This is a genomic window from Paraglaciecola sp. MB-3u-78 (assembly GCF_002835935.1).
Classification (GTDB): domain Bacteria; phylum Pseudomonadota; class Gammaproteobacteria; order Enterobacterales; family Alteromonadaceae; genus Paraglaciecola.
Window position 1 is genome coordinate 99,628 of the sequence record NZ_PJCF01000002.1, and the last position, 21,576, is coordinate 121,203.

At 41.7% G+C, this 21,576-nt stretch carries 17 protein-coding genes and 3 pseudogenes; 14 read left to right on the forward strand and 6 right to left on the reverse strand.

The genetic code is table 11. The annotated features are described in order from the left end of the window. Positions 1-59: 59 nt before the first annotated feature. Positions 60-247: pseudogene (locus tag CXF95_RS30285) on the reverse strand (IS630 family transposase); the annotation flags it as partial. Positions 248-377: 130 nt separating this feature from the next. Further along, a pseudogene (locus CXF95_RS02235) lies at positions 378-735 on the reverse strand (IS1595 family transposase); the annotation flags it as partial. Positions 736-1,216: 481 nt separating this feature from the next. Here CXF95_RS02235 and CXF95_RS29885 point away from each other — a divergent pair. Beyond that, positions 1,217-1,375: a hypothetical protein gene (locus CXF95_RS29885; RefSeq protein WP_198556475.1), complete on the forward strand. Its 159-nt coding sequence runs from the start codon at positions 1,217-1,219 to the stop codon at positions 1,373-1,375. 529 nt (positions 1,376-1,904) lie between these two features. Here the strand turns inward: CXF95_RS29885 and fadJ are convergent. Further along, positions 1,905-4,049, reverse strand: a complete 2,145-nt coding sequence (fadJ, locus tag CXF95_RS02245; protein ID WP_101197199.1) for a fatty acid oxidation complex subunit alpha FadJ — start codon at positions 4,047-4,049, stop codon at positions 1,905-1,907. Positions 4,050-4,059: 10 nt separating this feature from the next. Beyond that, positions 4,060-5,370 (reverse strand): acetyl-CoA C-acyltransferase FadI, encoded by a 1,311-nt coding sequence (gene fadI / locus CXF95_RS02250; protein WP_101197200.1) that lies wholly within the window; start codon positions 5,368-5,370, stop codon positions 4,060-4,062. Positions 5,371-5,811: 441 nt separating this feature from the next. Between fadI and CXF95_RS02255 the strand changes: the two genes are divergently transcribed. From CXF95_RS02255 to CXF95_RS02290, 8 genes are all read left to right on the forward strand, one after another. Then, positions 5,812-6,768, forward strand: a complete 957-nt coding sequence (locus CXF95_RS02255; protein WP_101197201.1) for a MoxR family ATPase — start codon at positions 5,812-5,814, stop codon at positions 6,766-6,768. A gap of 24 nt (positions 6,769-6,792) precedes the next feature. After that, a complete protein-coding gene (locus CXF95_RS02260; RefSeq protein WP_101197202.1) occupies positions 6,793-7,770 on the forward strand; it encodes a DUF58 domain-containing protein in 978 nt (325 codons plus the stop codon). After that, positions 7,767-8,270 (forward strand): DUF4381 domain-containing protein, encoded by a 504-nt coding sequence (locus CXF95_RS02265; RefSeq protein WP_101197203.1) that lies wholly within the window; start codon positions 7,767-7,769, stop codon positions 8,268-8,270. Before CXF95_RS02260 ends, CXF95_RS02265 begins: the two co-directional genes overlap by 4 nt. Then, a complete protein-coding gene (locus CXF95_RS02270) occupies positions 8,263-9,261 on the forward strand; it encodes a VWA domain-containing protein (protein ID WP_101197204.1) in 999 nt (332 codons plus the stop codon). Before CXF95_RS02265 ends, CXF95_RS02270 begins: the two co-directional genes overlap by 8 nt. Further along, positions 9,258-11,141, forward strand: a complete 1,884-nt coding sequence (locus tag CXF95_RS02275; protein WP_101197205.1) for a VWA domain-containing protein — start codon at positions 9,258-9,260, stop codon at positions 11,139-11,141. Before CXF95_RS02270 ends, CXF95_RS02275 begins: the two co-directional genes overlap by 4 nt. 8 nt (positions 11,142-11,149) lie before the next feature. Continuing rightward, positions 11,150-12,862 carry a BatD family protein gene (locus CXF95_RS02280; protein ID WP_198556476.1) on the forward strand — a complete coding sequence of 571 codons (1,713 nt, stop codon included), beginning with the start codon at positions 11,150-11,152 and terminating at the stop codon, positions 12,860-12,862. Positions 12,863-13,000: 138 nt separating this feature from the next. Further along, positions 13,001-13,558 (forward strand): sigma-70 family RNA polymerase sigma factor, encoded by a 558-nt coding sequence (locus CXF95_RS02285; protein ID WP_101197207.1) that lies wholly within the window; start codon positions 13,001-13,003, stop codon positions 13,556-13,558. Next, on the forward strand, positions 13,551-14,258 hold the full coding sequence (locus CXF95_RS02290) for a DUF3379 domain-containing protein (RefSeq protein WP_101197208.1): 708 nt from the start codon (positions 13,551-13,553) through the stop codon (positions 14,256-14,258). Before CXF95_RS02285 ends, CXF95_RS02290 begins: the two co-directional genes overlap by 8 nt. 63 nt (positions 14,259-14,321) lie before the next feature. Here CXF95_RS02290 and CXF95_RS02295 read toward each other — a convergent pair. After that, positions 14,322-15,474, reverse strand: a pseudogene (locus CXF95_RS02295) (IS4 family transposase). Positions 15,475-16,181: 707 nt separating this feature from the next. On the opposite strand from CXF95_RS02295, the gene CXF95_RS02305 reads away from it, so the two are divergent. Next, entirely contained in the window at positions 16,182-16,562 is a 381-nt protein-coding gene (locus CXF95_RS02305; protein ID WP_157828045.1) for a hypothetical protein, read from the forward strand. A 496-nt stretch (positions 16,563-17,058) separates the two neighbouring features. On the opposite strand, the gene CXF95_RS02310 is transcribed toward CXF95_RS02305, so the two are convergent. Further along, positions 17,059-17,502 carry a GNAT family N-acetyltransferase gene (locus tag CXF95_RS02310; protein WP_101197211.1) on the reverse strand — a complete coding sequence of 148 codons (444 nt, stop codon included), beginning with the start codon at positions 17,500-17,502 and terminating at the stop codon, positions 17,059-17,061. A 104-nt stretch (positions 17,503-17,606) separates the two neighbouring features. Between CXF95_RS02310 and putP the strand changes: the two genes are divergently transcribed. The 4 genes from putP to cysQ all read left to right on the forward strand — a co-directional run bounded on the left by putP (position 17,607) and on the right by cysQ (position 21,576). Beyond that, complete coding sequence (gene putP, locus CXF95_RS02315; RefSeq protein ID WP_101197212.1) at positions 17,607-19,121, forward strand: sodium/proline symporter PutP; 1,515 nt, start codon at positions 17,607-17,609, stop codon at positions 19,119-19,121. A 156-nt stretch (positions 19,122-19,277) separates the two neighbouring features. Then, a complete protein-coding gene (gene cysD, locus CXF95_RS02320; RefSeq protein WP_101197213.1) occupies positions 19,278-20,192 on the forward strand; it encodes a sulfate adenylyltransferase subunit CysD in 915 nt (304 codons plus the stop codon). Next, positions 20,192-20,788: an adenylyl-sulfate kinase gene (gene cysC, locus CXF95_RS02325; RefSeq protein WP_101197214.1), complete on the forward strand. Its 597-nt coding sequence runs from the start codon at positions 20,192-20,194 to the stop codon at positions 20,786-20,788. Before cysD ends, cysC begins: the two co-directional genes overlap by 1 nt. Further along, positions 20,788-21,576, forward strand: coding sequence for a 3'(2'),5'-bisphosphate nucleotidase CysQ (gene cysQ / locus CXF95_RS02330; RefSeq protein ID WP_101197215.1), 789 nt, complete (start codon positions 20,788-20,790; stop codon positions 21,574-21,576). Before cysC ends, cysQ begins: the two co-directional genes overlap by 1 nt.

A 21,576-nucleotide genomic window follows, 5' to 3' on the forward strand; every position in this document is an offset into this window, starting at 1 on the left:
TCATTTTGGAAACACGCAATTAGTTAAGACTCATTTCATATTGGACAAGGCTGGGTGTTGAAATCATTTATGTGTCGGGTAACACTGGTTTCATGCAAGAGTAACGCGTCTGCAATGGATGCTATTGACCAGTCTTTTGCGTATAAGAGAACAGCTTTAATACGATCGCACTCACGCTTATCCCGACATTTTTATGGCGTGATATCAGTGTCTCTTTTTGGTCTGGTGTGAGGGATATTTTCTTCATGACTCAATCATGATCTTTTTAGTGAAGAAATCTAGTTTTCTTTGAAAAATACTGCATTTTCAATGATCACGGGTATATAAGGCTGTAAATGTAATGTGACTTCCGCTTTGGTATCGGTTGCTAGCACTTAACTCACCCTATGTTCGCTGCGATCTATTGAGAGTAAACAGTGACTTTACTTTAATTATATTTCTGACTCATTTGACCACCACGCTTATTGGCTTTTCTATTGCTTTTTAAGTGCTTACTTCCTTTTTTTGAGTACGACATAAAAAACTCATCGGCTTCAATTATCCCCGATAATATTTCATGATGATGCTCAGATTGAGCCATCAAAAAGCGGTGTCGCCAAAGAAAGGATGTTTTTCAGATTAATGTTACAAATAAAAGCGGCTTCACGTAACGTGAGTCTTAACGTCATACACTGGGCGTACTTTTCCCAAAGCTCAAATTTATGTCATGGCTAAAAGTGTTTTCGTAATGTGATTGAGCTGACATCGAAATGATTCTGTTTTCATTGTCTTTACCTTCAATAAGTTAAACTCACTTTTAAGCATAGCCAACAATTTGATGGAACATAGCCAAATAAATAGTATTCGCTTATTCACAATATCAACTTGATGACGCTGTGAAAGGCAAAACATTGACGCTATAAAGGCAAAATATTGCAGGGCGACCGCCAAAATAAACCATTTATTGCAGTCAAATTTGAAGGTGAAATCATAGAAAACCCCAAACAGTAGCTCACCCCTAAACAAAAGCCAAAATTTTCATTTTAACTCATCGTTCTCTACACCCTGACATGCATCGCATGCAGAGTATTTAACGACTCGAAAAACCAAATTGATTTATATTCTTCACGGTAAATATACTTTACAGGTACGTTTGGCACACATCTCGCAGTCAATATATTGACCGACAAAATAATGTCGGCAAATAAACGTCAATAAAACAACGAGGAATTAAACGATGTTAAAATCTTATGCAGTAGCACTAGTACTAGCCACCACTACTCCGGTCGCCATTAAATCTGAAGAAACTGTACAAGCACCTGTTAAAAGTCAGGCTGCCACTACAACAACTGCAGATACGAGTAAAAATGGGATAAAAACTAACGGCCGTTGGTAGAAAATTTCAACGCATAATTTAGTAATAAAGGATGCTTGATTAAACGGTTGCAATTAGTTAAATGATGACAAACTATCGCTTTAAGATGAAATATCTAATTAAGTATATTTCCAACTAAGTTGACTTAAAAACCTAAAGAGAGGGATCTCTTTTGTTTTCATGCCCTGAATAAAGTATTGCCAAAACCTCTTGCCTTGAGCAATTTTATTCTTTGCCTTGATTTGAATAGCGGATAAATAGTTGGACCAAACAATAATCCAGCCAACGCCCACCTCTTAGCACTTAGTCCCGTTTTAAAAGACTGCACATAATACATCACGCTAAAAAGCACCGAACTTATAAAAAACAAAATCATCTATTACATCCCGTATTGAGTCCACTCAAGTCATGACCATAATATTGGTCAAAAAGATGGCAACGCCTATTAATTTTGAATTCTTATTTTACCAAAATACAACACATAAAAAAGCCCAACTTTGATATATGAAAGTTGGGCTTGATATAAAAACGGCGACTTGTATCAGCTCATTTAGTAAAAAGAACGTCCTTCTTCTAACATTTTTTTCAAGCTATGGGCTGGAGTAAAATTATCTCCGAGTAACCCTTGATAGTGCTCTAACCTAGCAACCACATGAGCAATGCCTAGAGTATGCATATAGCGGAAAGGCCCTCCCAAAAAGGGTGGAAAACCGATACCAAATATGGCACCAATATCGCCATCACGAGCATTACGCACCACACCTTCGTCTAAACACATAGCGGCTTCATTTAACATTAATAACACACAACGTTCGGATATTTGTTCGTGACGCATTTTGCTGGCTGGCGAAATACCTAATAATGTATAAACAGACTGATCGACTTCTTTGCCTGGTTTTTTGCCAGAGTAATCATAAAATCCACGTTTATTTTTCTTACCTTTGCGATCATCCGCCAAAATTTTGTCAAATCCTGGGTTAGACGCAAAACGGTCACCAAACTGAGCCTGTAAAATAGGACCAATCTTAGTACCTACATCAATGCCTACTTCGTCTAACAATTTAACGGGTCCCACGGGGAAACCAAATTTCACTAAAGATTTATCAATATGCTCAATAGGCTCTCCACTGAGTAACACTTCTGCAGCCTCGTTCATATAAGGCGCTAAAATACGGTTAACATAAAAACCTGCACCGTCTTTAACGACTATAGGGGTTTTACCTTGTTTCTTGGCTAACTCAACAGTAGTTGAAATAGTTTTGTCAGAGGTTTTGTCATGGGCAATCACCTCAGCCAGAGGCATTTTATCCACGGGAGAGAAGTAGTGTAGGCCAATTACTTGTTCTGGTCTTTTCGCTTTCGCAGCGATTTGGGTAATCGGGATTGAAGACGTATTAGAAGCAAAGATAGTATGCTCGGCACAGTTTGCTTCGACCTCTGCGACCATATTTTGTTTCAATGTTAAGTCTTCAAATACGGCTTCAATCACTACATCGGCATCACTAAAACCAGAATAGTCCACCGACCCTGTTAATAACGCCATTTGTTTTTGCATCTCTGACTTGTGCATAAAACCACGTTTTACTTTTTTATTCAGAATATCAAAACTGTACTTAATCGCGTTGGCAATGCCTTCAGAGCGAATATCTTTGATACGTGCTGGCAACCCAGCTTTGGTCGCGGTGACAAAGGCAATACCACCACCCATTAAACCACCACCTAATACCCCCACTTTTTTTAGACGTGCTGGTTGCACCCCTTCCACACCGGTTTCTTTTTTCATGTCGGTGGTAGCGAAGAACAAACTTCTGAGGGCTTCAGATTCAGAGCTCATGACTAAGTTGCCAAAATGTTTGGCTTCAACTTCTAAGCCCTTTTTAAAACCTTTACTCAATCCCGTTTCAATACAATCGATAATTAGCTCAGGCGAGGGATAATTTCCTTGAGTTTGGCTAGCCGTTTGTTTACGGGCTTGCTTAAACATCAAGTTTCGGCCAACTGCGGTATTCTCTAAAAACTTGCCCATGACATCTAACTTAGGGCCTTTACGCTTAAGCTTAGGCTTTTTCGCCATTTCAATGGCCACATCCAGCAGAATGGATTGGGGTACCATGTCATCAACAATGCCGTACTTTTTAGCTTGTTTTGCGCGGACTGAAGCACCTGTCAGCATCATTTTCATGGCTTGTTGCACACTGATCAGCTTCGGTAAACGCTGGGTGCCACCGCTACCAGGTAAAAGGCCAAGCTGAACTTCAGGCAAACCCAGTTGCGTTTTTGCATCGTCGCTACACACCCGATAATGACATGCCAACGCAAGTTCTAAACCGCCACCTAATGCAGGGCCATGAATAGCTGCAACAAATGTCACAGGCATATCCTCGATACGTTGAAACATGTCCTGGCCACCTTTCGCAATAGTGGTAGCGTCTTGTGCACTTTCACAGGCTGCCAACATACTGATATCGGCACCGGCTACAAAAGAGTTTTCTTTACCGCTTATAACCACTACACCTTTAATGCTGCTATCTGCATTAATTTGCCCAAGCACTGTATCTATTTGTTCGGCGAATTCCACTTTAAGGGTATTCATACTCTCGCCGGGCACATCCATAGTCAAAATGGCCACACCGTCTTCGCGCACATCAAGAGTAAAGGCGCTGTTTGTTTGTGTTGTTTTGTCTTCTGTTGTCATGTCAGTCACCCTATTCTGTTTCAACTATCATGGCTGCGGCTAATCCGCCAGCAGCACATGCGGTAAGAAGGCCTGAGCCACCTCCCCTGCGATTCAACTCATTTAACATCTGCGTGATCATACGCGTGCCCGTTGCGGCAAAAGGATGTCCGTAGGCCAAGGAGCTGCCCATGACATTAAATTTATCTATATCAATTTCACCCGTCGCTTTACTACGGCCTAACTTTTCTTGGGCGAATTTATCACTGGCGAACATTTTCATATTGGCTAAGGTTTGAGCAGCAAATGCCTCATGCATTTCAATTAAAGTAAGGTCGTTTAGGGTCATACCTGCTCTATCCAGTGCCATTGGAGTGGCATAAGAAGGTCCCATTAACATGTCTTGCCTCACGTCGATGGCTGCCCAAGCGTAACTTTTAATATATCCGAGCGGGGTATAGCCTAATTCTTTAGCGCGACTTTCTGTCATCATTAAAACAGCAGAGCCACCATCGGTTAACGCTGTAGCATTAGCCGCGGTTACTGTGCCATGCTTTTTATCAAACACAGGGCGAAGTTTGGCATATCCTTCAATTGTTGAGTCAAAACGCACATTATTATCTTTTTCTAGTGCACCTTTAAATGGTTCAGCATAAGCCGTCATTACTTCATTGGCTAACTTGCCATCGTTCCAACTTTTTGCGGCTAAGGTATGAGAACGGTGGGCCAAGGCATCTTGATCTTGACGACTGATGTTATGAGATTTCGCCATTTGTTCGGCGGTTTGTCCCATGGATATTCCGGTGGAGTATTCGGCTACTGCCGGCGGAACAGGCATCAAATCTTTAAAGCCTAATTTTTTAAGCACTTGCCATTTTTGGCCAACCGTTTTAGTTTTTTGTAAATCAGTTAAGGCTCTGGCTAATTTTTTGGAAACACCAATAGGCGAGACAGAAGTTGAATCCGCTCCCCCTGCCACACCTACACTAATATTACCGGCCATCATTGACTCAGCAATATTCACGGTAGATTGAAAACTGGTGGCACAGGCTCTAGATACACTGTAGGCATCGGTATGTACATTCATGCCAGTGCCTAATACTATTTCTCGGGCAATATTCGGCGCTTCTGGCATTTGCACTACTTGGCCATAGACCAATTGCTCAATAAGCATAGGATCAACGTTATTACGTACTAACATTTCGTTGACCACCATCTTGCCTAAATCAACAGCTGGAACGCCATGAAAGTAAGTGGCCATTTTCGCAAATGGCGTTCTTAGACCTGCAACAATAGCGATCCTATCGCCTTCTCTCGTTTTGACTATCTGTTTAGCTGTCATTTTATGCCCTTATAAATGCCCAAACCCAGTGGTCTGACCTGTGAAATATAACTGATTGTACCTAGTTACCATTATGACTTCAAGACCACCCTTAATCCTTCATTTTCATTCAAATAAGGATCTCATGTTTTTTATGTCAAATGCTGTGAAACTCTAGGTGTAGATGACATATATAGTTTTCACCAGTTCACCCATTGTATTTTATAAGATGGGTCGCCGACTCTTTAAAAAATTTTATTTAATTCCAAATAAAGGTTTTTTTAAACTTTGTAACATTGTTTTTCAATAGGGGAACCTTATATCGGTTAGCATAGTCAGTAATCTGGGTTGTGATTCTATATTCCTTAGTTAGCCCGACCCAATATTGATTCGACTTAATTGATTCGAACTAATTTTAAAAAATTCTGAACATTCGTAAATTAGAAGGAAGTAGTTAACACTATGGCAGCCGCACAATTTAAACAGTTACAAGCATACCTAGACAGCCAAGTGGTGGGTCAACAAACACTGACACAAAATATTTTAGTTGCGCTTTTAGCGGATGGACACCTGTTGGTAGAAGGCCCTCCAGGTTTAGCAAAAACCCGAGCGGTAAATGCACTAGCAAATGGTTTAGAAGGTGATTTTCATCGGGTGCAGTTTACGCCTGATTTACTACCTGCCGATTTGACCGGAACAGATATCTATCGTCCAGAAAATGGTAGTTTTGTATTTCAAAAAGGACCACTGTTTCATAATTTAGTCTTGGCAGATGAAATCAATCGTGCTCCCGCTAAGGTGCAGTCTGCTTTGCTTGAAGCGATGGCAGAAAGGCAAATCACTGTGGGTAACACCACTTATGCTCTGCCTGAACTCTTTTTAGTTATGGCCACACAAAACCCTATTGAACAAGAAGGCACCTATCCGCTACCAGAAGCTCAGCTTGACCGCTTTTTAATGCATTTAGAAATAGATTATCCAGGCGCTGAAACTGAATTAGAGATATTGCGCTTAACTCGCAACGAAGCCATGCATGCAAAAGCCGTTAGCCCGCCTAGCTTAAGCCAATCAGATATTTTAAATGCTCGTCAAGACGTATTGAAAATTCACTTAGATGAAGCCTTAGAGCAATACATAGTGCAATTAATTATTGCCACTCGCCAACCACAGCGCTACGACGCAGACTTAGCCAACTGGATAGAGTTTGGAGCCAGTCCGCGTGCCACTATTGCTTTAGACAAATGTGCTCGGGCACATGCATGGCTAATGGGTAGAGATTTTGTTGGACCTGACAATATTCAAGCGGTATTTCATAACGTGTTACGCCACAGATTATTACTCACTTATGAGGCAGAAGCCGAAGGGGTCAACAGTAATCAAGTGCTGGACAAAATTATGCAGCTAGTGCCTGTTCCTTAGACTACCTAGGTTAAAGGAAGCAGTATGCAAGACATTATAAAGTGGTTATCTAAATACCAAAGCGACGGTGTGAGTCTTGGGATAAAAGAACTTATCCACTACCAAGGTAAAACAGCATTATTAAACTTGTCACCACGCAAAACCGTGCAAGCCAAGCTTGCTGGGGCTTATTTGGCGAAAACCAAAGGCCGTGGTATGGAGTTTGACGAAGCCCGCCATTATCAGGCTGGTGACGATATTCGAGCCATAGATTGGCGCGTCACCGCTCGTACCGGAAAAACCCATACTAAGCTGTACCGTGAAGAAAAAGAGCGCCCTGTATTTGTGCTCACCGACTTATCTTCAAGTATGCAGTTTGGCACCCAATTTTTATTCAAATCAGTACAAGCGGCTCACTTAAGCGCCCTCATTGCCTGGTCGGCCAGAAAGCGTGGTGATCGTATTGGTGGTTTGGTATTTAATCAACATCAGCATCTCGAATGTAAACCCTATACCCGTCAAAAAGCGGTGTTGTCACTATTAAATAGCATGATAAAAGTACAACAAGGCGCGCAAAAAGGAGCGCAACAGGAGGCACAAACAACCAACCAAGAGCAGATTACGCTTGGAAATGCATGTGCTAGGTTGCGAAGGCTTGCTCACCCGGGAAGTTTGATTTTTATACTAAGCGACTTTAGCCAACTAGACGAACTGGCTAAACAACATATCGCTCAGCTTAGTAAACATTGTGAGGTGATTGCTTACCCTATCAGTGATCCTTTTGAACATCAGTTGCCACAAGTCAAAATGAGCCAAAGGGTGACCTTGAGTGATGGACACAATAGACAACAAATTGTGTTAGGCGAAAAAGACACTGAAATGCAGTACAGCAACCAACATCAGGTCCATTTCAATAATATTGAAAATACTCTAAAACAATGTAAGGCACAGGTGATCCCCATTGACGCTGGCCAACCCCTAGAATTGCAGCTTGATCGTTTTTCTGGGAGTAAAAACAGATGAATCCACTACAAGACTTAAAAGACATTCGCACACCCGCTTCAATAGAAAACTGGCCACCAGCCTATGGATGGTGGTTACTTGTGTTCTTATTGGTAGTAAGCATATGCCTGCTAACAATATGGCTAATTAAAGTGCAAAAAGTGGGGCACGTTAAACGCCAAGCGTTGAAAGCCCTGCAACGAATAGACACCTCAGACCTAGACTGTGTGTCACAACTCAACCAATTATTGAAACGTGTGGCATTGCACTATTTCCCTAACCAAAACGTGCAACAAATGTATGGCCCACAGTGGACCGCTTTTTTAATTAGGACACTTCCTATCAACAAAGCTAAAGAAGTGTCTGAAACATTTGAGTCGATGCAACAAACACTTTACCAACCTCACACCTCAGAAAATTCTGAATTTTCACGTTACTCTAAATCTGTTGAAACTTGGATTAAACACGCCCTGCCCCCTAACCAACATATGGTTACCCAATTGGAGCAAAGCAATGCTTGAATTTGAGTGGATGTGGGCATTTTTTCTATTACCTTTACCTCTATTGGCGATATTGCTACCAAGCAAAAAACAAGGTCAAGAAGCAGCATTGCGTGTGCCTAGTCTAACGACTGGCATCGAAGCAAAAAGTCAACGTAAGGGTACAAAAAAACTGAGTGTATTATTGGCAACATTGGCATGGGTTGCCCTCGTGGTTGCCACGGCTAGACCCCAGTGGTTAGGTGATCCTGTTAGTATTCCTGCCGAAGGGCGAGACTTAATGATAGCGGTCGATTTATCTGGCAGTATGAAAATTGATGACATGCAGGTCAATGGTCGTCAAGTAGACCGACTCAAAATGATTAAGTTTGTACTGAGTGATTTTATCAAACGCCGCGTGGGAGACAGATTAGGTTTGATTTTATTTGCGGATACCGCTTATTTACAAGCTCCCCTAACCTACGATAGGGAAACAGTAGAACAGCTACTCAACGAATCCTTAATAGGTTTGGTCGGTGAGCAAACTGCTATTGGTGATGCAATAGGACTGGCTATTAAACGCTTTGAAACCCGTAAAGAGTCAAATAAAGTATTAGTTTTACTGACAGACGGTCAAAATACAGCAGGAAATATCACCCCAGAACAAGCCAATGAACTAGCCATCAACAATGGTGTGACTGTATACACTATAGGTGTGGGTGCTGACAAAATGTTGGTTCAGAGTTTCTTTGGTAATAGGCAAGTGAATCCTTCACAGGACTTAGACGAAGGCATGTTAACTGACATTGCAACGTCAACTGGCGGTCGATATTTTAGAGCCCGAGATGCTGAATCTCTGAAACAAATTTATGCCACACTCGACGAACTTGAACCCATTGCCCGAGAAAGTAAACAAATGCGGCCTTTACAAGCCTTATACTATTACCCTTTGGGTTGCGCTTTGTTGATTACCATTTTGATGGGGTTATTTCCTCTGATTAAACAGTTTGTTTTAAAGGAGGCAACAAAATGATTGAGTCTTTTTCTGTCTTAAATGAATTTCATTTTATTCGACCTCATTGGTTGTGGGCGATCATTCCACTGTTGATAATAGTTGCGCTGATCCGCTATGTACACAAACAACAATCGGGATGGCAATCAGTACTTGCAAGTCACTTGTATCAACATTTGATCACAACAGCAGGCATTAAAAAAGTCCGGCCTCCCTTATTATTACTAGGTTTTTGCTGGATCCTTGCCACTATTGCGCTAGCAGGACCAACTTGGGAAAGATTACCGCAACCGGTTTATCAGTTAAATACCGGTAAAGTGGTGCTCATTGATATGTCGCTATCTATGCGATCGACTGATGTTAAACCTGACAGGCTAACGCGTGCCAAATATAAAGCCATCGATTTAGTGAATGCAATTACCGAAGGAGAGACCGGGTTAGTAGCTTATGCAGGCGACGCGTTCACTATTAGTCCATTGAGTTCAGATGCACAAAATCTTACCACCCTGATCCCCAGCCTGACGCCTGAAATAATGCCCATAGCCGGCAGTGATCCTGCGTTGGGTTTACAATCCGCTATCGAGTTACTCAGTAATGCTGGGTATCAACAAGGTGAAATATTTTGGATCACCGACGGGGTTAATAATCAACAAATGAAGGAGATCAGTGAAATATTCAATGATTCGAAGTTCCGCTTATCGGTGCTGGGTGTCGGGACCGAAGAAGGGGCACCTATTCAGATGGTTAATGGGGAATTGTTAAAGGACAGCCGTGGGGCAATTGTTGTTCCAAAACTCACGGTTAATAACTTAAAGTCTCTGAGTCGCAGTAGCGGCGGACGATATGCACCTATGCAATCTGACGATAGCGATATTAATTATTTAGTTGAACAAACTCTAATTGAACAAGACCCAAATGAGAATGATAACGCTGAGCCGGAAAGCTTCGGTGATAAGTGGCAAGAAATGGGCCCTTATTTACTGCTACTTATCCTGCCCTTTGCAGCATATAGCTTTAGACGAGGTATTGTGACCTTAGTGTGTATTGGCGTGTTACTACCAGCCTATTCTCCAGAGGCTCGTGCAGATTGGTGGCAGGATATGTGGAAAACACCTGATCAACAGGCCATGCAAGCTTATGATAAAAACGAGTATGAGCAAGCAGCCAATACCTTTGATAATAGTTTATGGCAAGGCACGGCCCATTATAAAAATAAAGATTATCAAGCGGCCTTAGAGTCTTTTTCTCAAATTAAACCGAGGGATAAAAGCTATACAGATGCCACTTACAATGTGGGTAATGCGTTGGCGCAATTGGGCGAAATAGACCAAGCGATTGCCGCCTATGACAAAGTATTAAAGCAACAACCGGAACATGAAGAAGCCTTAGCCAACAAAGCCTTGCTTGAAAGGCTCAAAGAACAACAAGAACAAGAACAACAAGACCAGTCTGGCGAACAGTCTGAAGATCAGGAAAATGGCGAACAAGATGGTGAGCAGCAAGACGAACAGCAACAAGATGGTCAAAAAAGCGAGCAGGAGCAAGAGGGAGAACAATCTCAAGATCCCCAGCAAGGTGAGAACTCAGAACAAAGTGAGTCAGAGTCACAAGATTCTGAAAAACAAACCCAAGCAGAACAAGAGCAGCAAGAAGCAGAACAACAGCAAGCCGACCAAGCTGAGGCCGAGAAACAAAAATCCGAGCAAGAACAACAAGCTCAAGCACTGCAACAAGGTGAAGAAGAGCTAACCGATGAACAACGAGAGCAAATGCAACGTATGCAAAATCTGCTCAATCGGGTACCAGACGATCCTGCATTTTTATTAAAACGTAAAATGCAAATTGAGTCACAACGGCGAAAAAGAGAAAGATTGCCAACAAATATACAGGGGAATTGGTAGTAGTGAGTATGTCTAAAATGCCCAAATTAATAGTCTGCTTAGGTTTCTTAATCCTAACAAGTATGGCCCAGGCTCAATCGATTCAAGTGAGCGCATCTGTCAATAAAAATCCAGTGATGGTGGATGAGTCGTTTATTCTGTCGATAGTCGCCAACGGTGAGGTAGATAGAGACGCCTTTGATTCCTCATTCTTAATGAAGGACTTTGTTGTTGGTCGTACGTCAATTAGTTCGCAAACAAAAATGATCAACTTTGACACCACCAGAACAACCACTTGGTCAACAGTCCTGATCCCAAGAAACAAAGGTCGTTTCACCATCCCCGCCTTTAACGTTGATGGCTTTATTACAAAACCACTAGAAGTATTAGTAGTACCTGCCACAGCCAGTTCTTCCTCTAGCAGCCGGGATCTGTTTATCACTACTAATCTTGATGTGGCAGAGGCATATCTACAACAACAAATTCGCTACACCGTTAAATTGCATTTAGGTAAAGACTTGCAAAGAGGCAGTCTTTCTAGTCCTACTTTGGAAAATGCCGACATCAGGCAAATAGGTAAAGACAAAGAATATAACGAAGTGGTTGAGGGGCGACGCTATCGTATTATCGAGCGATCGTTTGCAATTATTCCACAGCAAAGTGGTACCTTCACCATCGAAGGCCCTCTGTTTGAAGGTGAAGTGATTGATAACTCTCGGCAGAGTTTTGGCTTTTTTAACCGCAGCAAAGCGGTCAATCGAGTCGGGCCGAGCCAGACTATTACCGTTCTGCCAATCCCTAGTAATTACGACCAACATTGGCTGCCTAGTAACTTTGTGCAACTAGACGACGAATGGCAGGGCAATACACGAGAGTTTATTGCTGGTGAACCTATCACCCGCACAATTACGTTAACCGCAATAGGTGTGGTCGAAGAGCAACTGCCGCAAATTACCAGTATTTACCCTGACTCGGTGAAAACGTACCCAGATCAAGCCGAAACAACAACAGTCGAAAAAGATAATACCTTGATCGCTCAGCGCAAAGAAAGCATCGCCATTATACCCAGTCAAGCTGGCCAACTTGTTATCCCACAAGTTAGGATACCTTGGTTTAATACCATGACTCAAAAAACTGAATTTGCGGTATTAGCAGAAAAAATATTGCAAATATTGCCAGCGACAACACAACCAACTAGTGGTATTCCCAGCAGTCCGGTCATTCAAGCGGCCGCCGAAAGTAAGCCACAAACATCAATGCCAACTGAATTAAAGAATCAAAATATGACCATGTCTCAATATTGGATGTGGCTAACAGCCGGTTTATTGGTGTTATGGCTGCTTACCTTGGTTTTTTGGTACAAACACGTTATTGCATTAAAAGCGGCGACTAAGCATGCAAGTAACTCACCTGCTAGGAATTCGCAAAATGAACAATCCTTATGGAAAAATCTTGAAAAAGCCTTGGATAAAAACGCCTCTCTAGAGACCCAAACCTATCTTGCACTATGGCTAGGCCACACGACCCAAGACAAACAAGCAACGTTGGCACAAAGCTTAAAGTGTATTGATAATCAATCACTTAACGAGGCAGTTAACATTCTTTTAGCCTCACGTTATTCAAAAACTCAAACCGAATGGCAAAGTACAGCTTTGCATCAAATATTGCGTAAACTGCGTAAAGAAGGCAGTATCGAAAAGTATAAAAAGCATAATTTGTCGCCGCTGTATCCCGATACTTAAAAATTAGGCTACCGACATCGACAATTTTTTATGTATTTTATACCCGTTGAATACCAATTTTCGGTATCCATAGCGTTGCAGAATAACTCTCTTGGGTATGCAATAAAACACAAGCCAAAGCTATGGTGGAATTAAAAAATGTTTTCTCGAAAGCAAAATAGTCAAGCCTCGGTCTCTAATGACATGGCAAATAAACAAAAACGTTATGAAGTGTTAGTGCTAGCCCTTCATCGTGACATATTCCGTTATGCATATTGGCTTGTGAAAGACAAAGCAGTAGCAGAGGACATAGTACAGGAGACCTTTCTTCGCGCGTGGAAATCTTTGGATTCTCTCAAAGATGAAAGAGCAGCGAAGTCTTGGTTAATTACCATATTGCGCCGAGAAAATGCTAGGCGCTTTGAACGCAAAAGATTTGACTTAGTCGATATAGATGATGTGTCGGTTATCGATGACCAACTGTCCAATGAAGTTGAAATTGAACATAGAGAACTCCGCGCTATTATGGCGTCGTTAAGTGAAGAGTACAGAGAACCACTGATGTTACAGATAGTATTTGGCTATAGCGGTGACGAGATTGCACAGCAGCTTAATTTAAACAAGAATACCGTAATGACACGATTATTCAGAGCACGTAATCAGGTTAAAGAAGAACTAGATAAAGGCAATGACAACAGGGGGCGTAAAAATGGATGAACTAGAGTTTCGTCGCACCTTATATGCGGATCCCAATTGCACAGATCCACGGGTGCTAGCAGCGATTGCCGACGATCCTAAAAAGCAGGAGTTCTGTAAAGAACTTAAGCAACTCGATAAAAACATGCACCAAGCCAGCCAAGTAAAAGTACCCGATGACTTAGTGCACAAACTAATTTTACGACAAACGATGCAATCCCATAAGGCGAGTAAAGTACGTAATCGTATACAGCTAGCTATGGCAGCGTCGGTTGCTTTTGTGGTGGGAGTGAGTTTTACCATGTGGCAACAAAGTAATTTATTGGATCTGTCAAAACAAGCTATTGCCCATGTGCATTACGAAGGTGGTTATGCGCTGGACGCTCAAGATAATTTTTCACTACAACAAGTGAATGCCAAGCTAGCTCAGTTTGGTGGAGAGTTCACAGAAGAATTAGGTCACGTTTACTACGCCAACTTTTGTGACTTTGAAAACGTTAGAAGCTTACACATGGTAATGCAAGGTGAAAACGGCAAAGTCTCAGTATTCGTGATCCCTCACGACGATACTCACAATGCCAAAGGCTCAGCGTCAGGTAAGGGATACCAAAGCCAAGCCATGGACTTCAATCGTGCGAGTATTGTAGTAGTTGGCGAAGAAGGTTCTGATATTCAAAGAATGAAAGAGCAACTTAAACGCAATATTCATTTTTCTGCTTAGCTTTTTCGATACACAAGTTGTTATTTGAAATTGTAAAAATGCTTCATTTTAGGATAATGCCGTTCACTTAAGGTGAACGGCATATTTGCTTTTGGCGGTAGGGTATCTGTTTTTAGATACCTTTAAACATCGAGGATAACTTCGCTCTCGCTTTCCTTCTAGCTTAAATTGTGCTGCATTACGTTCGATATCTAATATTATTCGTGGAACGTTTCCTGGGGCATAAATAGGCATCATTGTCAGTGTGTGTATGATGTGCGAAGACGCATCCCTAAAGCTCAATTGGTTCGGAAATACGCTTTTCAGTGACTTTGCCATCAATATCATCTTGTATCGAATCAGATTGTAAGCCAGTAGTACACCCCATAATTCCTGATTAATAAGCTCGGGTCAGTAGTCTCGCTTCAATCACGTCAGGTAAATGCGGCCGTTTCTTTCTTGATTGCGGGGTGGTTTTAATACGAACGAGTTTGTCTTGCTTACCTAAACTTCTCACTTCTTCAAATTGTGTCCCTTTTTTAAGGGGGAGCAACCAGTGAGTGTTGTGGCCTTTTTGTTGCCAGTCATGCAATAAACCTAGGGAATAAAATCCCTTATCAAAAAGAGTGAGGCTATTGTCTGGCACCTTATCGACGAGTTTAGCGGCCAGATTCATTTCATTTTCAGCCACACTATCAAAGGCACTATCGAGTATTAAATGACTACTCAGCTCCATCATGCACACCATGCGGACTTGTGGGTAACCTGCCTCATAGGCTTTATTCGCGGTACGTGCAAACTACGCACTGTTCCCTTTAGTATCGGGGGTTCGCCAAACCACACCATCAACACAGTACAAATTTAACCCACACCAATGAGGATGCTCTGCTCGTTCATGCCATGTGTTTGCTGATTGCTGAAAAACGTCGCGAACAACATCACTGCCCAACTTCTTACGTGCTTGAGTCACCGCACTTCTGGCGACGTAATCGACTTCTTGTGGCAATAAAATGTCGAGCTTGTTGATAAGCTGACGAACCGACTCTGTTCTAAACAGTGACATGCCAATGACGGCCCACACCATGGCATCCATTGGCAGTTTGCGTTTTCTCAATGTAGCAACACCATTGGAGTCAAGGCAAGATTGGATAACATCAGGCTCTAATACGTCTGACAAGGAACTGAATTCAGTGAGGCGATTTATTGATGTACGGGCGAGGGCTTCTGAGAGTTCCATAAAAAAATCCGATAACAGTATACTGATATCGGATTTTGGACTGTTCTAAAGATCGGTCAACCGATCGCTAAAATATTTCTTAACTGATTGGCATTATCCTTTTAGGAGGCATTTTTTTATTGTTGATAATGTGGAGTGAAAAGAAAAATTATTTAAATCGCAAAAATTATAATTCCGGAGCACATTTATAGTGCTTGGGCTTTAATAAATTAACTCGGTAAGCCAGCCGTGCTTAGCTTAAGTAAAATGTTGGTGATTATTATGGATATAGCATTTATAAATGGTGAGCTTTATATTAGGCCAATCTGGGGAGTTGTAGTTTTACTCTTCTCCGTAGTTTATGCATATGGCAACACTAAACTTATCACTATGAGACAGAAGGAGGAAAAAAGAAAAGTAATATTATACTCAATAGTAAAGGCGCTATTGAAAGCATTTGACGTATTTTTTTAAACAACATCAAGGAATAAGATGAAAAAATAGATAGTCATAAATTCAAATACTGCAGACCGAATCAAGTTCCGAGTGGTTAATATAGAGAGTCATGAAAGCGGAGTTCCTGACACCATTGACGCATATGTGACTGAACTTAGTAGTGAAGAGCTCCAAGTTCTCACCCCCCAGCTTTAGCGGATTTTAAGTTGGTAAAACGAGATGCAAACACTGATTATGATATACACGAAAGTTTAGCAGAAAGCGCGTGGGACATGTTTAACGACCCCGCAATACAACATCAAATTGCAGAAAACCATGAATGGAATATGGGGCTTATAGAAAGAACGGGCGCCACGGTTGGAGCCTTTGCTAGCATTGCTGGTAAAGTACTTGGTGTAAAAATAGTAATTACCATAAGATTTAATGATCTAACTTCAGCAAGATTTGAAGTTGTTGGCTTAGAGGGTAGTTACACTTGTAGTTCTGAATGTATTGGGCTCGAATTTAAAGTAGTCACTCGCACATCCATGATCGGCACCCAATCTCGACGTCCTTGTCGAGCTGTTCAACTGGGCGAAGCTGTGCTTCTAAAAAAACCAGTTTCACCCATGCCATTTGCCCCTAGAATAAGCCATTTGTTGCTGAAACTTTAAATGCGGAAACAGCAGTGGCGGAGCCACCAAAGAAAATCGGCAGAGCCGATGCTTTTTTCTTTTGATTTACCCTCGACTCAAGGCTCGCCAACTATTGCTTCAATTTAGTAGGGCAATCCCCATGCGGAAGCCTCGCGGGACAGGCGATTGAGCGATGCGCCGTCTGGAACGGCTCAGCGCGACCTGCTAAATTGGAGTAATAGTTGGATGAAGAGCATTGCCCTCGAGCGGCATTTTTTATGAAATACATCCTTGTATTTCACCCTACGGGCCATCTTTCATATGTTCAAAATGTTTCCCTAACATTTTGTGCTTACTTTTTGCTGCTGTTGGCAAAAAGTAAGTCGTGCAGCATGGATGCTGTGTGAAAAAAGCTATGGATGGCGGTAAGCGGCAGCGCATGCTTTAGTTGCTCGAACGTTTTATTACTATGTGAAATGCAAAAAACTGCCAATCGGCCGCCGCGCGAAGGTGCTTCCCGCTAGGGCATTAAGCGTCAATCAACCCCTTGATAAACCATCCCAACATGCATGATCCCTCCATCATCATACACCTCCCCAAACTCAGCAAACCCTAACCGTCGATAAAACTCACTGGCGTCAATCTGTGAAGACAACGTAATTTTCCCTAAAGAATATTCATCCTGAATATCCTTTAGCATAGTGACAATCAAAGACTTACCAAGCCCCAATCCCCTCACCTGTCTAGCCAAGACCACTCGTTCAATCTTCACTTCATCAAGCTGCGGGATTTTTCGATATCGGGCATAGGCGATTAATTTATCTTGGGGATCAACATCCAAATAATGTATTGCAGTTTGATCATAATCATCAAGGTCAGAATAAATACTATTTTGTTCGACAATAAACACCTGCTGACGCAGTGTCGCCAAGGCATAAAGTTCATCTTTACTCAGTTCTTCAAACGTTTTGCGATACATACAACCACTTGATATTAGGTGTGAGTTAGTCTTCCAGTGCCAGCGTATGATAACATAAATATAACAACGTACTTATTCCTCCCCTCACTTCAAAGGAAACTTCGATGGAACCCTACACATACGTATCTCTTGGCCTGTATTTTTTGGTCATGCTTGGCATTGGTTTATATTCGTTCAAGCAATCTAGTACTGACGTTGAAGGATATATGTTGGGTGGTAGAAGTTTAAGTCCTAAAGTCACAGCTTTATCTGCAGGCGCATCAGATATGAGTGGCTGGATGTTAATGGGATTGCCTGGCGCTATGTATGTGTCTGGTATTTCCAGTGCATGGATTGCTGTGGGTCTCGTCATTGGTGCTTACCTGAATTATTTATGGGTTGCGCCCCGGCTTAGGGTATATACCGAGTTGGCAAAAAACGCTCTCACTATTCCTGATTATTTTGCAAACCGCTTCAATGACACTAGTCATAGCTTAAGGTTAATTTCATCTGTTGTAATTGTCATTTTTTTCACCTTGTATACTTCATCTGGCGTAGTAGCCGGAGGCAAATTATTTGAGTCTTCATTTGGTTTAAGTTATGAAATGGGCTTGTATGTGACTGCCGGTGTTGTTGTTGCCTATACCTTACTCGGCGGATTTATGGCCGTGAGTATTACCGACTTTGTACAGGGCTGTATTATGTTTGTGTCCTTGGTATTGGTGCCAGTTGTAGTACTTTTTGATTTGGGCGGGTTCAGCGGTGCTGCATCGCAACTAGCGACATATGATGCTGATTTTTTGAATCTATTTATAGACGCCTCCACTGGGGAGGCAATGTCGGTGATAGGCATAATATCTTTATTGTCTTGGGGATTGGGCTATTTTGGTCAGCCACATATCATTGTCCGCTTTATGGCGATCCGCTCTGTAACAGACATCAAAACGGCACGAAAAATAGGTATTAGTTGGATGGTGGTATCTATTATTGGATCACTGGCAACAGGCATATTGGGTCTTGCTTATGTCACCAAAACCCAAGGTGATATGCAAGATCCAGAGACCATATTCATTTACCTATCGCAAATACTATTTCATCCATTAATAAGTGGCTTCTTATTAGGAGCCATTCTGGCTGCAATTATGAGTACCATTTCTTCACAATTATTGGTCACATCAAGCTCGTTAACCGGCGATTTCTATCAAGCCTTCTTTCGCAAAAACGCGAGCCAAAAAGAGTTAATTACCGCAGGTAGAGTGTCTGTAGCACTAGTTGCCTTAGTTTCTATCTACCTAGCTTATGACCGAGACAGCACCATATTAAATCTAGTCAGCAATGCGTGGGCTGGTTTCGGGGCTGCCTTTGGCCCAGTTGTATTGATTAGTCTATTTTGGAAAAAAATGACACGTCTATCGGCAATTTTAGGTATGTTGTCTGGTGCGATTACTGTTTTAATTTGGATTTATGCTCCGCTAACGATCAATGGACAAGCCTTAAGCGATTGGCTGTACGAAATAGTGCCTGGATTTATCGTATGTAGTTTGACTATTATCACGTTTAGCTTATTAGGTAAGCAAGATGATCAACTGGTAACGGATACTTTCGATAAAGTGCAGCACACCCTAGATCAACTGGATTAAACATTGAAGCTATCACAGCCACTATCTGCTGAGTCAAAACCAGTATTAAATAGTGCTGTGATAGTTCAAATAAGTATATAAATTCAAGTTTAATTTTGTTATTGTTCTATCCTTAGATTTTTTTAATATAAACAACCAATTTTACGTGAGAAATCCATGTCTAACTCGATCCCTACTGTGACCCATTTGAAGCAACTTGAAGCGGAAAGTATTCATATTTTCCGGGAAGTGGCGGCTGAATTCGACAATCCAGTGATGTTGTATTCTGTGGGTAAAGATTCTTCAGTGTTATTACATCTAGCACGTAAAGCCTTTGCCCCAGGCAAAATACCCTTTCCATTACTGCATGTGGATACCACGTGGAAATTTCACGAAATGATTACATTTCGTGACGAAATAGCCAAAAAACATGATCTCAACCTACTGGTGCATATCAATCCAGAAGGCGTGAAGATGAATGTAGGTCCATTCAGTCATGGTAGCTCTAAGCATACCGATATCATGAAAACTCAATCCTTAAAACAAGCATTGAATCACTATAAGTTCGATGCTGCTTTTGGTGGTGCCAGACGTGATGAAGAAAAATCTCGGGCCAAAGAGCGTGTGTATTCTTTTCGCGACGAGAATCACAGATGGGATCCTAAAAACCAACGCCCAGAATTATGGAACATTTATAACGCACAAATTAACAAAGGCGAAAGCATTCGTGTTTTTCCAATGTCCAACTGGACTGAGCTAGATATCTGGCAATATATCTACATGGAAAACATCGAAATTCCTTCATTGTATTTGGCAAAACCTCGCCCAGTTGTCAAACGCGATGGTGTCTACTTTATGGTTGATGATGACCGTATGCCAATGGAAGAAGGCGAAACTCCTGAAATGCGTTCAGTGCGTTTTAGAACCTTAGGGTGTTATCCATTAACGGGCGCAGTTGAATCAACAGCCGCGACCTTGCCTGAAGTGATTCAAGAGATGTTATTGACCAAAACTTCAGAGCGCCAAGGCAGAGTCATTGACCATGATTCTTCAGGTTCAATGGAAAAGAAAAAAATGGAAGGATATTTCTAATGACGACTAACATAGTGTGGCATCAGCATGATGTTGATAAGGCTCGCAGAGCACAAGCTAAGAAACAGAAATCTTGCGTGTTATGGCTAACTGGTTTGAGCGGTTCAGGTAAATCTACGATCGCTAATTTATTAGAAAAAAAGTTGGCAGAACATGGGAAACATACCTACTTACTTGATGGCGATAACGTGCGTCACGGTTTATGTGGTGATTTGACCTTCAGTGATAAAGACAGAGTAGAAAATATCAGACGCATTGGTGAGGTATCTAAGTTGTTTGTGGATGCAGGTATCATAGTACTGACTGCCTTTATCTCGCCTTTTAAAACTGAAAGAGATTTTTGTCGTCGTTTATTAGCCGATGGCGAATTTGTCGAAATATTTGTTGATACGCCTATAGAGGAATGTGAAAAACGTGATCCTAAAGGGCTTTATCAAAAAGCCAGACAAGGTGACATTAAAGACTTTACTGGTATCGATTCCCCCTACGAAACACCAGAAAACCCAGAAATCACTTTAGCATTTTCTGGACAAACAGCCGAACAATCTGCCGAGCAACTTTTTGATTTACTCAAACAAAAAGGAATTGTTGCTTAATGTTAAACCAACAACTTATTCAAAATATTATTGATATCAGTCATCTAGCGGGTGACAAAATCATGGATATCTATCAACAAGATTTTGCTATCTATGAAAAGTCAGATGAAAGCCCGTTAACTGAGGCTGACTTAGCCGCACACAACTGTATTGTTGAAGGCTTAAGTAAAGTATCAGATTTACCTATTCTGTCTGAAGAATCTGCAGATATTTCATGGCAAGAACGTAACACTTGGGATACCTATTGGCTAGTTGATCCACTTGATGGGACCAAAGAATTCATTAAGAAAAATGGTGAATTTACAGTCAATATCGCGCTAATTAAAGACGGTGTACCAATTTTTGGGGTGGTGTATGCTCCGGTTTTGGAACACACCTATGTCGGTGTGTTAGGCCAAGGTGCTTATAAGATAACGGCTGGTGTAAAAGCAGATATCCATCCCAAAACTTGGACTAAAGGTGAAACATGGAAGATAGTCGGAAGCCGTTCACATCAAAGCCCCGAGATACAAGCCTTACTTGATTCTTTAGAAGGCGACACTGAGTTGGTTGCCATGGGCAGTTCTCTTAAATTATGTCTAGTCGCAGAAGGGGCTGCGCATCTTTATCCGCGCTTAGGTCCTACTTGTGAGTGGGATACCGGAGCTGCACAGGCTGTTGTTGAAGCAGCTGGCGGTAAGGTCACCATAATTGAAGATGCAACAGATGCACTAAAAGCAGATGCAGTCGCGCTTAGATACAATCAAAAAGATTCCGTTTTAAATCCTTATTTCTTGGTGAGTTGCTAA

Bases quoted from the DNA above. Each gene is read 5' to 3' on its own strand.
- CXF95_RS29885 (WP_198556475.1), top strand. From the start codon at position 1,217: ATGTTAAAATCTTATGCAGTAGCACTAGTACTAGCCACCACTACTCCG.
- fadJ (WP_101197199.1), bottom strand. From the start codon at position 4,049: ATGACAACAGAAGACAAAACAACACAAACAAACAGCGCCTTTACTCTT.
- fadI (WP_101197200.1), bottom strand. From the start codon at position 5,370: ATGACAGCTAAACAGATAGTCAAAACGAGAGAAGGCGATAGGATCGCT.
- CXF95_RS02255 (WP_101197201.1), top strand. From the start codon at position 5,812: ATGGCAGCCGCACAATTTAAACAGTTACAAGCATACCTAGACAGCCAA.
- CXF95_RS02260 (WP_101197202.1), top strand. From the start codon at position 6,793: ATGCAAGACATTATAAAGTGGTTATCTAAATACCAAAGCGACGGTGTG.
- CXF95_RS02265 (WP_101197203.1), top strand. From the start codon at position 7,767: ATGAATCCACTACAAGACTTAAAAGACATTCGCACACCCGCTTCAATA.
- CXF95_RS02270 (WP_101197204.1), top strand. From the start codon at position 8,263: ATGCTTGAATTTGAGTGGATGTGGGCATTTTTTCTATTACCTTTACCT.
- CXF95_RS02275 (WP_101197205.1), top strand. From the start codon at position 9,258: ATGATTGAGTCTTTTTCTGTCTTAAATGAATTTCATTTTATTCGACCT.
- CXF95_RS02280 (WP_198556476.1), top strand. From the start codon at position 11,150: ATGTCTAAAATGCCCAAATTAATAGTCTGCTTAGGTTTCTTAATCCTA.
- CXF95_RS02285 (WP_101197207.1), top strand. From the start codon at position 13,001: ATGTTTTCTCGAAAGCAAAATAGTCAAGCCTCGGTCTCTAATGACATG.
- CXF95_RS02290 (WP_101197208.1), top strand. From the start codon at position 13,551: ATGGATGAACTAGAGTTTCGTCGCACCTTATATGCGGATCCCAATTGC.
- CXF95_RS02305 (WP_157828045.1), top strand. From the start codon at position 16,182: ATGTTTAACGACCCCGCAATACAACATCAAATTGCAGAAAACCATGAA.
- CXF95_RS02310 (WP_101197211.1), bottom strand. From the start codon at position 17,502: ATGTATCGCAAAACGTTTGAAGAACTGAGTAAAGATGAACTTTATGCC.
- putP (WP_101197212.1), top strand. From the start codon at position 17,607: ATGGAACCCTACACATACGTATCTCTTGGCCTGTATTTTTTGGTCATG.
- cysD (WP_101197213.1), top strand. From the start codon at position 19,278: ATGTCTAACTCGATCCCTACTGTGACCCATTTGAAGCAACTTGAAGCG.
- cysC (WP_101197214.1), top strand. From the start codon at position 20,192: ATGACGACTAACATAGTGTGGCATCAGCATGATGTTGATAAGGCTCGC.
- cysQ (WP_101197215.1), top strand. From the start codon at position 20,788: ATGTTAAACCAACAACTTATTCAAAATATTATTGATATCAGTCATCTA.